At 67.9% G+C, this 12,980-nt stretch carries 15 protein-coding genes; 14 read left to right on the top strand and 1 reads right to left on the bottom strand.

Annotated features, from left to right (window positions below; translation table 11 throughout):
* The 14 genes from LRS08_RS12635 (at position 1) to LRS08_RS12570 (ending at position 12,612) form a co-directional block, all read left to right on the top strand.
* On the top strand, positions 1 to 1,257 hold the full coding sequence (locus tag LRS08_RS12635; RefSeq protein ID WP_257843359.1) for a glutamate-5-semialdehyde dehydrogenase: 1,257 nt from the start codon (positions 1 to 3) through the stop codon (positions 1,255 to 1,257).
* A complete protein-coding gene (locus tag LRS08_RS12630) occupies positions 1,254 to 1,874 on the top strand; it encodes a nicotinate-nucleotide adenylyltransferase (RefSeq protein WP_257843360.1) in 621 nt (206 codons plus the stop codon). Before LRS08_RS12635 ends, LRS08_RS12630 begins: the two co-directional genes overlap by 4 nt.
* A gap of 28 nt (positions 1,875 to 1,902) precedes the next feature.
* Positions 1,903 to 2,301 carry a ribosome silencing factor gene (gene rsfS / locus LRS08_RS12625; protein ID WP_257843361.1) on the top strand — a complete coding sequence of 133 codons (399 nt, stop codon included), beginning with the start codon at positions 1,903 to 1,905 and terminating at the stop codon, positions 2,299 to 2,301.
* Positions 2,302 to 2,336: 35 nt separating this feature from the next.
* Positions 2,337 to 2,759 (top strand): 23S rRNA (pseudouridine(1915)-N(3))-methyltransferase RlmH, encoded by a 423-nt coding sequence (locus tag LRS08_RS12620; RefSeq protein ID WP_257843362.1) that lies wholly within the window; start codon positions 2,337 to 2,339, stop codon positions 2,757 to 2,759.
* 2 nt (positions 2,760 to 2,761) lie between these two features.
* Positions 2,762 to 4,045: a murein hydrolase activator EnvC gene (locus tag LRS08_RS12615; protein ID WP_260480794.1), complete on the top strand. Its 1,284-nt coding sequence runs from the start codon at positions 2,762 to 2,764 to the stop codon at positions 4,043 to 4,045.
* A gap of 88 nt (positions 4,046 to 4,133) precedes the next feature.
* Positions 4,134 to 5,483, top strand: coding sequence for a S41 family peptidase (locus tag LRS08_RS12610; RefSeq protein ID WP_257843365.1), 1,350 nt, complete (start codon positions 4,134 to 4,136; stop codon positions 5,481 to 5,483).
* An 8-nt stretch (positions 5,484 to 5,491) separates the two neighbouring features.
* The gene (locus tag LRS08_RS12605; RefSeq protein WP_260480793.1) at positions 5,492 to 5,959 is read left to right on the top strand and encodes a disulfide bond formation protein B; all 468 of its coding nucleotides are present in this window, start codon (positions 5,492 to 5,494) and stop codon (positions 5,957 to 5,959) included.
* A 38-nt stretch (positions 5,960 to 5,997) separates the two neighbouring features.
* Positions 5,998 to 6,489: a demethoxyubiquinone hydroxylase family protein gene (locus LRS08_RS12600; RefSeq protein WP_257845418.1), complete on the top strand. Its 492-nt coding sequence runs from the start codon at positions 5,998 to 6,000 to the stop codon at positions 6,487 to 6,489.
* A gap of 16 nt (positions 6,490 to 6,505) precedes the next feature.
* The gene (locus LRS08_RS12595; RefSeq protein WP_260480792.1) at positions 6,506 to 6,913 is read left to right on the top strand and encodes a hypothetical protein; all 408 of its coding nucleotides are present in this window, start codon (positions 6,506 to 6,508) and stop codon (positions 6,911 to 6,913) included.
* Positions 6,914 to 6,973: 60 nt separating this feature from the next.
* Positions 6,974 to 8,221, top strand: coding sequence for a putative DNA modification/repair radical SAM protein (locus LRS08_RS12590; RefSeq protein WP_260480791.1), 1,248 nt, complete (start codon positions 6,974 to 6,976; stop codon positions 8,219 to 8,221).
* Positions 8,222 to 8,283: 62 nt separating this feature from the next.
* On the top strand, positions 8,284 to 8,766 hold the full coding sequence (locus LRS08_RS12585; RefSeq protein WP_257843367.1) for a hemerythrin domain-containing protein: 483 nt from the start codon (positions 8,284 to 8,286) through the stop codon (positions 8,764 to 8,766).
* A gap of 100 nt (positions 8,767 to 8,866) precedes the next feature.
* Positions 8,867 to 10,066, top strand: a complete 1,200-nt coding sequence (locus LRS08_RS12580) for a parallel beta-helix domain-containing protein (protein ID WP_257843368.1) — start codon at positions 8,867 to 8,869, stop codon at positions 10,064 to 10,066.
* Positions 10,063 to 11,085 (top strand): SO2930 family diheme c-type cytochrome, encoded by a 1,023-nt coding sequence (locus LRS08_RS12575; RefSeq protein WP_260480790.1) that lies wholly within the window; start codon positions 10,063 to 10,065, stop codon positions 11,083 to 11,085. The genes LRS08_RS12580 and LRS08_RS12575 overlap by 4 nt, the downstream gene beginning before the upstream one ends.
* 147 nt (positions 11,086 to 11,232) lie before the next feature.
* On the top strand, positions 11,233 to 12,612 hold the full coding sequence (locus tag LRS08_RS12570; RefSeq protein WP_257843370.1) for a UdgX family uracil-DNA binding protein: 1,380 nt from the start codon (positions 11,233 to 11,235) through the stop codon (positions 12,610 to 12,612).
* Between the two features lie 18 nt (positions 12,613 to 12,630).
* On the opposite strand, the gene LRS08_RS12565 is transcribed toward LRS08_RS12570, so the two are convergent.
* On the bottom strand, positions 12,631 to 12,942 hold the full coding sequence (locus tag LRS08_RS12565) for a hypothetical protein (RefSeq protein ID WP_260480789.1): 312 nt from the start codon (positions 12,940 to 12,942) through the stop codon (positions 12,631 to 12,633).
* Positions 12,943 to 12,980 lie beyond the last annotated feature (38 nt).

The following is a 12,980-nucleotide window of genomic DNA, read 5'->3' as shown; positions in this document are numbered from 1 at the left end:
ATGGAACAGGATGCGCAGACGTTGATCGCCGACATGGGTGCCCGCGCCCGCAACGCCGCAATCTTGCTGGCCGGACTGCCGACCGAGGCCAAGGCGGCAGGACTGCGCGCGGCGGCCGCGGCGATCCGCACGGATGCCGATGCAATTCTGGCAGCCAATGCGCGCGATGTGGAAACTGCGACTGCAAACGGCCTGTCGGGCGCACTGCTCGACCGGCTGCGGCTCGATTCCGCGCGGCTCGACGGCGCGGCGGCAGGGGTCGAGGCGGTCGCAGCGCTGGCCGATCCGGTCGGTGCGGTGATCGACGCCAGCGAACGCCCCAATGGCTTGCAGCTCAGCCGCGTGCGCGTGCCGATCGGGGTGATCGGCATCATCTATGAAAGCCGCCCCAACGTCACGGCCGACGCGGCGGCATTGTGCGTGATGAGCGGCAATGCCGCGATCCTGCGCGGAGGATCCGAAGCGGCGCACAGCAATCGCGCGATCCACGCCGCCTTTGCGCGCGGCCTGGTCGAAGCGGGCCTACCTGCCGATGCCGCACAACTGGTGCCGACCACCGATCGCGCGGCGGTGGGTGCGATGCTCAGGGCAGATGGCCTGATCGACCTGATCGTCCCGCGCGGCGGCAAGAGCCTGGTCGCGCGGGTGCAGGCTGAAGCGCGCGTCCCGGTGCTCGCCCATCTCGACGGCATCAACCACCTATATATCGACCGCGCCGCCGATCCCGCGATGGCGGTGGCGCTCGCGGTCAACGCCAAGATGCGCCGCACCGGCATTTGCGGCGCAACCGAGACGTTGCTGATCGACCGCGCCTTCGCCGATCCCGCACCGGTCCTGTCCGCGCTGGCCGACACCGGATGCGAGCTGCGTGGCGACGCCGATGTCCGCATGATCGAGCCGCGCGCGGTCGCCGCGAATGCCGAGGACTGGGACACCGAATATCTCGACTCGATCCTCTCGGTCGCTTTGGTCGACGGGATCGACGGCGCGCTGGCGCATGTCGCGCGCCACTCCAGCCGCCACACCGACGCGATCGTCACCGACGACGACGCCACCGCCGAGCGCTTCCTCAACGCCGTCGACAGCGCGATCGTGATGTGGAACGCCTCGACCCAGTTCGCCGACGGCGGCGAGTTCGGACTCGGTGCCGAAATCGGCATCGCCACCGGTCGCCTCCACGCCCGCGGCCCGGTCGCGCTTGAGGGGCTGACGACGTATAAATGGGTCGTGCGCGGGACGGGTCAGGCACGTCCTTGAAACGCGTCGGCCTCCTCGGCGGGTCGTTCAACCCGGCGCATCGCGGGCATCGCGCGATCTCGCTCCACGCCTTGCGCGCGCTCGAACTGGACGAGGTGTGGTGGCTGGTGTCCCCCGGCAATCCGCTCAAGGAAGCGAAGGGCATGGCCCCCTTCGCCGCGCGGACGGCCTCGGCGCGCGCGATGGCGCGCCACGCGCCGATCCGGCCGACCGCAGTCGAACAGCGGCTCAAGACCCGCTACACCGTCGATACGCTCACGAAACTTCCTCGCCTCTTTCCCCGTCACCAGTTCGTCTGGTTGATGGGCGCGGACAATCTGGCACAGTTCGACCAGTGGCGCGGGTGGCGGCGGATCGCGCGGCAGGTTCCGATTGCGGTGATCGCGCGTCCGGGCTATGACAGAGACGCTCATGCAAGCCCTGCAATGAGCTGGCTGCGGCGTTTCGTGCGGCCCGCACGCCAGGCGAAGAACTGGACGAAGTGGAGTTTGCCGGCCCTGGTGCTGTTGCGCTTCCGCCCCGACACGACTTCGGCGACCCGCCTCCGCGCCGCCGACCCCGGCTGGCATCGGACCTATGCCCATGGCCGCACGCCGCCCGATCCGACTGAAATTTAGTCCTATGCACATCAACCCAGGAGTCACCTTGCCCGCTTCCCCTCAACTCGATGCCCCCGCGTCCGCCAAGGGCATCGCCCCGGACGCCGACGCGCTGCATCGACTGGTCCTCGCTTCGCTCGACGACGATCAGGCGGTCGAAACCGTCTCGATCCCGCTCGCAGGCAAGAGCAGCATCGCCGACTATATGGTCGTGGCGAGCGGCCGATCGACGCGCCAGGTCGCATCGATGGCACAGAAGCTGGCCGAGAAGATCAAGGCCGAACGCGGCCACAGCCCGCGGATCGAAGGTCTGCCGACCGCCGACTGGGTGCTGATCGACGCGGGCGACGTGATCGTCCACCTGTTCCGTCCCGAAGTCCGCACCTTCTACAATCTTGAGCGGATGTGGGCGTTTGGCGACAGCACGCCCGCGGGCAACGCCTGAATTGAACCGCGGTACCGGCCTTCTGGACTGATCCGATGCTCCTGCACATCGTCGCGCGCGGGCGTATCGGTCGCAGCCCGGAGGCCGAACTGGTCGATCGCTATCTCAAGCGCGTCACCCTGCCCACGCGCGTGACCGAACTTCCGGAAAGCGGCGGCAAGATGCCGGCAGTCGATCCCGGCACGCGCATCGTGATGCTCGATGAAAAGGGCGAAAACATCCCCTCGCGTGTCTTTGCCGAGCGACTTCAGGCATGGCGCGAGGACGGGGTGCGCGAGACACGGTTTCTGATCGGTGCCGCCGACGGGTTCGACGATGACGCGCGTGCCGGGGCCGACCTGCTGATCTCCTATGGCCGCGCGACCTGGCCGCACATGATGGCGCGCGCGATGCTGGCCGAACAATTGTGGCGCGCGACCAGCATCCTCGCCAACCACCCCTATCACCGCGAGGGGTAGAGATGGGCGACGCATCCCCTTCATTTGTGCTCCCGCGAAGGCAGGAGCCCAGGGTTGAACGCGCATCGCTCCTGGTCCTGGGCCCCTGCCTTCGCAGGAGCACATATCTTGTCGCAGCAGTCCTGCTCCTGGCAACCGCCGGGGCCGCTGCCCTGCGTGCGCAGACCCCTTCGATCACCGACCAGCGTGCGCAGCTCAGCGCCGCGAACAAGGCGGCGAAGGACGCCGAGGCACGCGCACAGCAGCTCCAGCGCGCCGCCGCCGCCGAGCGCGACGAGGCCCGCCGCGCCCGTACCCGCGAAGCCGCGATCGCCGCCAGCATCCAGGCGGCGGAGGCGGAGATCGCCGCGGCCCGCGCACGCATCGCGATCGTCGACCGGATGCTGGCGGCGCAGCGTACCAGGCTCGCCGAGCGCCAGGGACCGATCGCGCGGCTGATGGCGGCGCTTCAGTCACTCGCCCGCCGCCCCGCGATACTCGGGCTGGTTCAGCCCGGATCGACCAAGGATATCGTGCATGTCCGCGCTGTGCTGGGCGCGGTCACCCCGGCGATGCGTGCGCGCACCGCCGATATCCGCGCCGAGATCGCCCGCACCCGCCGATTGCGCGACGGCGCTCAGATCGCGGCCAAAAGCCTCGCCGATGGCCGTGCGCGGCTCCAGAACGACCGGCTCGCGCTGGTGGGGGCCGAGGCCGAGCACCGCCTCAAATCGGTCGGCTACCGGCGCGAGGCGATGTTCGAATCGGATCGCGCACTGGCGCTGGGCGAACAGGCCCGCGACCTGGTCGACCTGATGGATACGATGGGCGAGGCCGCCGAGACCCGCGCCGCACTGGAGGCGCTGCCCGGCCCGCTGCCCCGCCCGGCCACGGGCGACGCCACCACAGCAGCGGTCACCGCCGCTCCAAAGCGCAGCGGCCCGCCGCCCTATCGCCTGCCGGTCGCGGGCACGGTCGTCACCGGCCTTGGCGAGCTGTCCGACACCGGCGTGCGTGCGCGCGGGCTGACGCTGGCGACATGGCCGGGCGCGCAAGTGGTCGCACCGACCGCCGGCCGCGTGATCTATGCCGGTCGCTTCCGCCGCTATGGCAATATCGTGATCCTCGATCATGGCGGCGGCTGGACATCGCTGGTTGCCGGGCTCGATGCCGTGATGGTCAAGGTCGGCGACACGCTGATCCAGGGCGCCCCGCTCGGCCGCGCACCCCAGCGCGACGGCCCGCGCGTCACCGTCGAGCTGCGCCGCCAGGGTCGCCCGGTCGATCTGGCGCAGTTGCTCGATTGATGCCCCGCCATTGCCGCCCGCTTGCCGCTTTGCCGCCACGCGGTTCCGGTCTATCTTGTCCCGAAATCCCGCTGAGGAAGTACCGCGTATGATCCGTCCCATCCTCCAGGTTTCCGCTGCGGTCGGCGCGCTGGCGCTGATCCCCGTGACCACCGGCGCAATGGCAAGCGTCGATACGTCGAGCTATCGCGAGCTCGACGCGTTCATGGACGTCTACACCCGGGTGAAGGCCGCCTATGTCGAGAAGGTCGACGACAAGACGCTGATTCAGGGCGCGATCGACGGCATGCTCGCCAGCCTCGACCCGCACAGCTCCTATGTCGACGCGCTCGCCTTCGACAATCTGCGACTCCAGACCGACGGCAATTATGGCGGGCTCGGCCTTTCGGTCACGATGGAGGACGGCGCGGTCAAGGTGATCACCCCGACCGAGGATACCCCGGCATGGAAGGCGGGGATCAAGGCGGGCGATTATATCACCCATCTCGACGGCAAGCTGATCTATGGTGGCACGCTGGACGAGGCGATCACCCAGATGCGCGGCGCGCCCGGCACCAAGATCACCGTCCGCATCGTCCGTCCCGGTCGCGACAAGCCGTTCGATGTCGCGCTCGTCCGCGAGACGATCATCCAGAAGGCGGTGAAGTGGGAGGTGCAGGACGGCATCGGCATCCTCAACATCAACACCTTCAGCGCCACCACTGCGTCCGACATGCGCGCCGGTATCGCGGCGATCGAAAAGCAGCTGGGCGGCAAGCCCAAGGGCTATGTCATCGACCTGCGCGGCAATGGCGGCGGTCTGCTCAATCAGGCGATCGAGGTCAGTGACGCATTTCTGACGCATGGCGAGATCGTGTCGCAGCGCGGCCGCGAAAAGAGCGATATCGAGCGCTGGTACGCCGAATCGGCGATCCGCGGCGATCTGACGCGCGGTGTGCCCTTGGTCGTGCTGGTCGATGCCGGCACCGCGTCGGCGTCGGAAATCGTCGCGGGCGCGCTGCAGGATCACCACCGGGCGCTGGTGCTCGGCGAAAAGACCTTCGGCAAGGGGTCGGTCCAGTCGCTGCTCCAGCTCGGCCCGCGCACCGCGCTGCGCCTGACCACCGCACGCTACTACACGCCGTCGGGCAAATCGGTGCAGGAGGGCGGGATCGAGCCCGATATCGCCGTCCCGCAGATTTCCGACCCCGATTACAAGACCCGCCCCGTGTTCCGTGAGGCCGACCTGCGCCGCCACCTGATCAACGAGACCAAGGTGGATAATGCGGTGCTGGAGGAAGATACCAAGACCGATCCGCGCTTCGCCGCCACCGCCGAAGAATTGGAAAAGAAGGGGATCAAGGACTTCCAACTCCACTACGCGCTGCAGACCATCGCCCGCACCGCCACGCCTGCACGCATGGCCGCGGGCGGCGCGACCAAGGCCGGGACGCGCTGAGGTCCGCGATGACGCCCAGCCGCACCGCGCAATCGCTGGCGCTGCTCATCCCGCTCGCGCTGATCGCGGGCGCGCTGACCAGCCAATATGGCTTTGGCCTGTTCCCGTGCGAGATGTGCATGTGGCAGCGCTGGCCGCACTACACCGCGATCGTGCTGGCGGCGCTGTCGTTCGTCGTAGCGCCGGCACGGGCGCCCTTGGTGGCGCTCGCGACGCTCGCCATCGCGGTCAGCGGTGCGATCGGCGCGTTCCACGCCGGGGTCGAATATGGCTGGTGGGAGGGGCTCACCCAATGCGCGACCAGCTTTGGTGGTGAGGGCAGCGCGCTCGACCGGATCATGAATGCGCCGGTTGTGCGCTGTGACGTCGCACCCTGGGATCTTTTCGGAGTGTCACTGGCCGGATGGAATGCGATCTTTTCGCTCGGGGGAGCGTTGGTGATCGCGATTCTCCTGCTGAAGGGCCGCAAGACGTGAAGTGGAAACCCGGAGACCCCCGTCGCGACATCGACTCGATGATCCGCGTCGATCAGGCTGGCGAATATGGCGCGACGCGCATCTATGCGGGCCAGCTCGCGGTGATGGGCGACCGGCACGACATGGCGCGCGCGATTTCCGGCATGGCCAATCAGGAAGAACGGCACCGCGCCTTTTTCGATGCGATGATCGCGCGGCGGGGCGTGCGCCCGACCGCGCTGCAACCGGTGTGGAACGCCGCGGGCTTTGCGCTCGGCGCGGCGACGGCGGCGATCGGCCCGGCGGCGGCGATGGCGTGCACGGTGGCGGTAGAGACCGAAATCGACCTCCACTACCAGGAACAGCTCGACGCGCTGGGTGAGGACGATCCGGAACTGGCCGCTGCAGTGGCCGAATTCCGCGCCGAGGAGCTGGAACATAGGGACAGCGCATTGGCGGCGGGTGCGGAGACGGCCCCCGCCTATCCGCTGCTCGCCGGGGCGATCCGTTTGGCATGCAAGACCGCGATTGCGGTATCGAAGCGGCTGTGAGCGCCGCAAGGAGTCGATGACGATGAAGACGATCCTGCTGACCCTGTCCGCCGCCGCATCCGCGCTGGCGCTGCCCGCGCTCCCCGCCCTGGCCCAGAACGCGCCGCAGAACGGCGTCTTGGTTATCTATGGCGATGACAAATGCCCGACCAACGCCGATGGCGACGAGATCGTGATCTGCGTCCGCCGCCCCGCAGGCGAGCGGTTCCGGATTCCGAGCGAGTTGCGCGACACCGAAGTCTCGCCCCAGCGCGAAAGCTGGGCGGTCCGCCAGCGTTCGGCGCTCACTGCGGGCGACACCGGAATCGGAAGCTGCTCGGCAGTCGGCCCGGGCGGCGGCATCGGCTGTTCGACGCGCGAAATCCAGGCGGGCAAAGCCGAGGCGGACCAGCGCAAGCGGGCGGAGAAGGTTCTGCCAGACTAGAGTCTGCGGCGCGCGCCGACATGACTCGACACGGAAGTAGTTGGAACATATAAAGAACATATGGCCCAACTCGACCTGCGTGAGAAGCTCGAAATCCTTGCCGACGCCGCGAAATATGACGCGTCCTGCGCGTCGTCCGGTACGGCCAAACGGAAATCCTCGGGCGGCAAGGGGCTTGGGTCGACCGAGGGGATGGGCATCTGCCACGCTTATGCCCCCGATGGACGCTGCATCAGCCTGCTCAAGATCCTGCTGACCAACAGCTGCATCTTCGACTGCCATTATTGCATCAACCGCAAGAGCTCGAACGTCCGCCGCGCGCGCTTCACCGCGCAGGAGGTCGTCCGCCTCACCCTCGATTTCTACCGCCGCAATTATATCGAAGGGCTGTTCCTCTCCTCGGGCATCATCCGCTCGCCCGATTACACGATGGAGCAGATCGTCGAAGTCGCGCGCAGCCTGCGCGAGGATCATGATTTCCGCGGCTATATCCATCTGAAGACGATCCCCGACGCCGATCCGGGCCTGATCCATCAGGCCGGACTGCACGCCGACCGGCTGTCGATCAATGTCGAGCTGCCCACCGTCGCCGGCCTGACCCGTCTCGCCCCGGAAAAGTCCGCGCCCCGAATCGAAGGGGCGATGCGCGACCTGAAGCGCGACATCGAGGATACGGGCGACGCGCGCAAACGCTACCGCTCCGCCCCGAAATTCGCGCCGGCCGGCCAGTCGACCCAGATGATCGTCGGTGCCGACGCCGCCACCGACCGCGACATCGTCGGCCGCGCCGCCGGGCTGTACGGCCGCTTCGGCCTGCGCCGCGTCTATTACTCCGCGTTCAGCCCCATCCCCGACGCGAGCGCCGTCCTCCCGCTCCAGCGCCCGCCGCTGATGCGCGAACACCGTCTCTACCAGTCCGACTGGCTGATGCGTTTCTACGATTATCGTCCCGACGAGGTCGCCGATGCCGCCGATCCCGCGACCGGCATGATGCCGCTCGACATCGATCCCAAGCTCGCCTGGGCGTTGAAGCATCGCGCCAGCTTTCCGGTCGACGGCAACACCGCCCCGCGTCAGGCATTGCTGCGCGTCCCCGGCCTCGGCGTGAAAGCCGTCGACCGCATCCTGGTCTCGCGCCGCTGGCGGCGGCTGACACTGGCCGATGTCGCGCGGCTCACCGTGTCGGTGAAAAAGCTCAAGCCCTTCCTCATCACCAGCGACTGGCGCCCGACCTTGCTCGCCGACCGCGCCGACCTGCGCCCGCTGGTTGCGCCGCCGGCAAGGCAGATGGAGCTGTTCGCGGCGTGAGAATGAGTCGCGTGTGAAACAACCCGTCGTGCGAGCGGTTGAGCGCGCAAAGGAGACTTTGCATGGCCGAGGAACGCATTTTCGAAGACCTGATCCAGGACCATAATCGCCAGCGCGACCTGCTCGACCGCATCGCCGCGACCAGCGGCGACAGCGAGGAGCGCCGCACGCTGTTCGAGGAACTGCGCGTCGAGCTTCAGGCCCACGCCGCCGCGGAGGAGGAATCGCTCTACGCGACGATGCTCGCCAACCCCGAGCTGCGCGACGAGGCCCGCCATTCGGTGTCGGAGCATAAGGAAGTCGACGACATGCTGGGCGAGCTGGTCGAGATGGAAATGTCGTCGAGCGGCTGGCTGACCAGGTTCAAGACGATGCGCGACCGCTACCTCCACCATATCGACGAGGAGGAGGAAGAGATGTTCCCCGCCGCATCCAAGGATCTGGACGACGCGACCAAGGCCAAGCTCGCGGCGATCTTCGAGAAGCGCAAGCCGAAGGAACTGGAACGCGCCGAAGACGAAATGCCGGGCGACGCGCGGGAGTAGCGATACTCTTGATCGTCACCCCGGGCTACTGACACCCGTGTAAACGGCTGGACGAGACCAACGGACTCGGTAAGCTCCTCCAAAAAACGAGGAGAGGCCCATGATCCGCACCGCCGTGAGCGCCATCGCGTTGCTCGCCACCGCGTCCATCGCGCACGCCGAAACGCTCAAGGTCCCCGCCGGCCCCGACGCGCAGGAGCGGCTGCAACAGGCGCTGCTCGACGCCAAGCCCGGCGATACCATCGAAATCGGCCCCGGCCGGTTCGAGCTGACCGACGGCCTCAGCCTCGACATCGACAAGGTCACCGTGCGCGGCGCCGGCCCGGACAAGACCATCCTCAGCTTCAAGGGCCAGCTCGGCGCGGGCGAAGGCCTCCTCGTCACCTCCGACGATGTCGTCCTGCGCGGCTTCGCGGTCGAGGACAGCAAGGGCGACGGCATCAAGTCCAAGGGCGCCGACCGCATCGTCTACAAGGACATCCGCGTCGAATGGACCGGCGGCCCGAAGGAGAGCAACGGCGCATACGGCGTCTATCCCGTATCCAGCAGTCACATCCTGATCGACGGCGTCACCGTGAAAGGCGCGTCGGATGCCGGCATCTATGTCGGCCAGTCGGAGCGGATCATCGTCCGCAACAGCTTCGTCTCGCACAATGTCGCGGGGATCGAGATCGAGAACAGCAATCACGCCGACGTGTTCGGCAACACCGCGACGAAGAATACCGGCGGCATCCTCGTGTTCGACCTGCCCAACCTCCCCCGCATGAACGGCGGCGCGGTGCGCGTCTATGGCAACAAGGTGTTCCTCAACGACACCCCCAATTTCGCGCCCAAGGGCAATATCGTCGCCACCGTGCCCAAGGGGACCGGCGTTCTCGTGATGGCCAATGACGGGGTGCATGTGTTCGACAACGACCTGACGGACCATGCCACCGCCAACGTCATCATCATGTCGTATCGCCAGAGCTACGAGGACAAGAACTACAATCCCTATCCGCGCCATGTCGTCATATCCGGCAACCGCCACGGCCGCGCCGGGTTCGAGCCGGGGGTCGAGGGTGGCGGCTTCCTTGTCGCGGCGTTCGGCGGCGCGGCACCGCCGGTCTGGTGGGACGGCACCGGCACTGTCGCCGAGCTGGGCCTGCACGTCGCCGATCCGGTGCCGATCCTGACCCTCGGCCTCGCACTCGGCGCGCCGACCAGCTCGGCCAAGCCGGGCAAGGCGGAGTTGAACGCTCCCGCTGCACCACGCCCCGCCGCCGTGGTGCTCCCCGCAGCGATGGAGGCAGCGGCCAAGTGACCCGCGCGGGACTCGCCCTGTTGGCCCTATGCGCGGCGGCGTTCGGCGTCGCTGCGGCAAGCCAGCCTGCGCGGGTCAACGATGCCGCGATCACCGCCGACGGCTACCCCGCCAAACTGTCAGACTATGGCTTCTTCACCGACCTGGCCAGGCGCACCCCTGCGGCGCGCGTGGTGGGCTACGACCTCGAAACCGCGCTCTTCTCCGACTACACCGCGAAGCAGCGCTTCATCTATGTCCCCGCCGGAGCACAGGCGAAGTATGACGCAAATGCCGCGTTCGACTTCCCGGTCGGTTCGGCCCTCATCAAGACCTTCGGCTACGGCGCGGGCACCGCGTTCAAGCCGATCGAGACCCGCCTGCTGCTCCGTCGCGCCTCGGGCTGGGTCGCGATCCCCTATGTGTGGAACGCCGAAGGCACCGATGCCGTCGTCAAGCGCGCCGGCGCCCGCCTTCCGGTCAGCTTCACCGACCCGTCAGGCCGCGCGCGCCACATCAGCTACGCCGTTCCCAACCAGAACCAGTGCAAGGATTGCCACGCGCTCGCCGGCCAGATCGCGCCGATCGGCCCAAAGGCACGCTACCTCAACCATCACGGGCAGCTACAGGCGCTGGTCAAGGCGGGCCTGCTCGACCGCGCACCTGCCAACGCCCCGCGCGTCGCCCGCTGGGACGACAAGAAAGCCCCGCTCGACGCTCGCGCGCGCGCCTATCTCGAAATCAACTGCGCGCATTGCCACAATCCGGCGGGGGCGGCGTCCAACTCCGGCCTGTTCCTCGAACTCGACCGCACCGACCCGGTCGCACTCGGCATCGGCAAGCGCCCGGTCGCGGCAGGACGCGGGAGCGGCGGGCGCGACTTCGCGATTGCGCCGGGCAATGCCGAAGGCTCGATCCTCATCTACCGCCTGCGCAGCACCGACCCCGGCATCGCCATGCCCGAACTCGGCCGCGCCACGGCGCACGACGAAGGGATCGCGTTGCTCAGCGAATGGATCGAAACGCTCCCCGCGCGTTAGATTGCGTTCGGCTACGCCGAAGACGGCACCAGCCCGCTCCCCCCACCCGGCCACCCATTTCAGAATATCCTGTCGATGGGTGGCCGGGTGGGGGAGCGGGCTGGTGCGGCAACCGTTTCAGCTTTGCTGAAACCGCAAAGGACTCAAATGCGCGTCGTAGCACTAGCTTCACAGGATGATTTTGACGGCTGGCGCGACGCCGCCCGGTCGCTCGCCGCCGCGCGCATCGATCCGTCGGACGTGGTGTGGCAAGTCGGCGATCATCCCGCCGACCTGTTCGGCGACGAAGCCGTCCTCCCCTCTGCCGCTCCCGAACTGCGCGTCTCGCGCCGTTTCATCGAACTCGCGCGCGAGGCGATCCTGCACAGCGACCCCGAACGCTTCGCCCTGCTCTACGCGCTGCTTACCCGCGTGATCGCCCGACCGGGCAGTATCGAGGACAAGGCCGATCCGCTGCTCCGCCGCCTCGACGACATGGCCAAATCCGTCCGCCGCGACATTCACAAGATGCGCGCGTTCCTGCGCTTCCGCGAAGTCACCGACGACAGCGGCGCCCGCTTCATCGCCTGGTTCGAGCCGGATCATCACATCGTCCGTGCGAACGCGCGCTTCTTCGTCGACCGCTTCCACACGATGCGCTGGTCGATCCTGACGCCGGAGGTCTCGCTTCATTGGGACGGAGAAGCCCTGAGCGAAGGGCCGGGTGCCAGCAAGAGCGACGCGCCGCAGGACGATCCCGTCGAGGCCATCTGGAAGACCTATTACGCCTCGATCTTCAACCCCGCTCGGCTCAAGACCGGCGCGATGCTCAAGGAAATGCCGCGCAAATACTGGAAAAACATGCCCGAGACCGCGTTGGTACCGGACCTCATCAAGGGTGCCCGTGCCCGCGAGCTGGCGATGGTGGAGACGGCACGGATGACCGGCCCCGGCGACAATGCGACCAAGGCGTGGGAATCGCTGCGCGACGAAGCGATGGCCTGCACCCGCTGCCACCTCTACAAACATGCGACCCAGACCGTGTTCGGCGAAGGCCCGGTCGATGCCCCGCTGATGCTGGTCGGCGAACAACCGGGCGATCAGGAGGATCTTGCCGGTCGTCCGTTCGTCGGCCCCGCCGGGCAGTTGCTCGACGAGGCACTGGCGCAGGCGGGCATCGACCGTACCGCCGCCTATCTCACCAACGCGGTCAAGCATTTCAAATTCGAACCGCGCGGCAAGCGCCGCATCCACGCCACCCCCGATGCGGGAGAGGTCAGCGCCTGCCGCTGGTGGGTCGAACAGGAATTGCTGATCGTCCGGCCTAGGGTGGTCATCGCGCTCGGTGCCACCGCCGCGCGGTCGCTGCTGGGGCGAGCCGTGACCATCTCCCGCGAACGCGGCCGCGCGATCCCGCTCGATTCAGGTGCGGAAGCCTGGATCACCGTCCACCCCAGCTATCTGCTGCGCCTCCCCGACCCGGATGCCAAGGCCGCGCAGCACGCCGCCTTCATCGCCGACCTGCGCGCCGCCGCCGCGCGACTTTGACAGCGCGCGCCGACAGGATCACTCTGCGCGTCGAGGTGGCATGATGCGACTCGGGGTGATCGCAGCGTTGACGCTCGCGGCCTGTGGCTTGCCATCCACATCCACGCTCGCGGCACATGCCCAGACCATGCCGCCGCCGCCACCGCCGCTCCTGCCCGCGCCGATGCCGATGCCGCCGCCACCGCCGCCGGTCGTCATCACCCCGCCGGTCGAGCCTTCGGATTCCGCCGTGCCCGACGCCGAATGCACGCCGCGCACCCCGCTGCCCCGCCCGAGCGGCGCACCATCGACGCCGACCGGCGGCGCGACGACCCAGCGCGACGAGCCCAAAGCCCCCCTGCCCCACCTGCCCGCCGCCCTGTTAGAGT

The sequence above is a fragment of the Sphingomonas sp. J315 genome (assembly GCF_024666595.1).
In the GTDB taxonomy this organism is placed as follows: domain Bacteria; phylum Pseudomonadota; class Alphaproteobacteria; order Sphingomonadales; family Sphingomonadaceae; genus Sphingomonas.
The sequence above is the reverse complement of the archived record's forward strand: the minus strand, read 5'-3'. Positions and strand labels throughout refer to the sequence as shown.

Coding starts and splice junctions, on each gene's coding strand:
- LRS08_RS12570 (WP_257843370.1), top strand. CDS start 11,233: ATGCGCGTCGTAGCACTAGCTTCACAGGATGATTTTGACGGCTGGCGC.
- LRS08_RS12595 (WP_260480792.1), top strand. CDS start 6,506: ATGACGATGAAGACGATCCTGCTGACCCTGTCCGCCGCCGCATCCGCG.
- LRS08_RS12635 (WP_257843359.1), top strand. CDS start 1: ATGGAACAGGATGCGCAGACGTTGATCGCCGACATGGGTGCCCGCGCC.
- LRS08_RS12620 (WP_257843362.1), top strand. CDS start 2,337: ATGCTCCTGCACATCGTCGCGCGCGGGCGTATCGGTCGCAGCCCGGAG.
- LRS08_RS12615 (WP_260480794.1), top strand. CDS start 2,762: ATGGGCGACGCATCCCCTTCATTTGTGCTCCCGCGAAGGCAGGAGCCC.
- LRS08_RS12580 (WP_257843368.1), top strand. CDS start 8,867: ATGATCCGCACCGCCGTGAGCGCCATCGCGTTGCTCGCCACCGCGTCC.
- LRS08_RS12585 (WP_257843367.1), top strand. CDS start 8,284: ATGGCCGAGGAACGCATTTTCGAAGACCTGATCCAGGACCATAATCGC.
- LRS08_RS12605 (WP_260480793.1), top strand. CDS start 5,492: ATGACGCCCAGCCGCACCGCGCAATCGCTGGCGCTGCTCATCCCGCTC.
- LRS08_RS12590 (WP_260480791.1), top strand. CDS start 6,974: ATGGCCCAACTCGACCTGCGTGAGAAGCTCGAAATCCTTGCCGACGCC.
- LRS08_RS12610 (WP_257843365.1), top strand. CDS start 4,134: ATGATCCGTCCCATCCTCCAGGTTTCCGCTGCGGTCGGCGCGCTGGCG.
- LRS08_RS12600 (WP_257845418.1), top strand. CDS start 5,998: ATGATCCGCGTCGATCAGGCTGGCGAATATGGCGCGACGCGCATCTAT.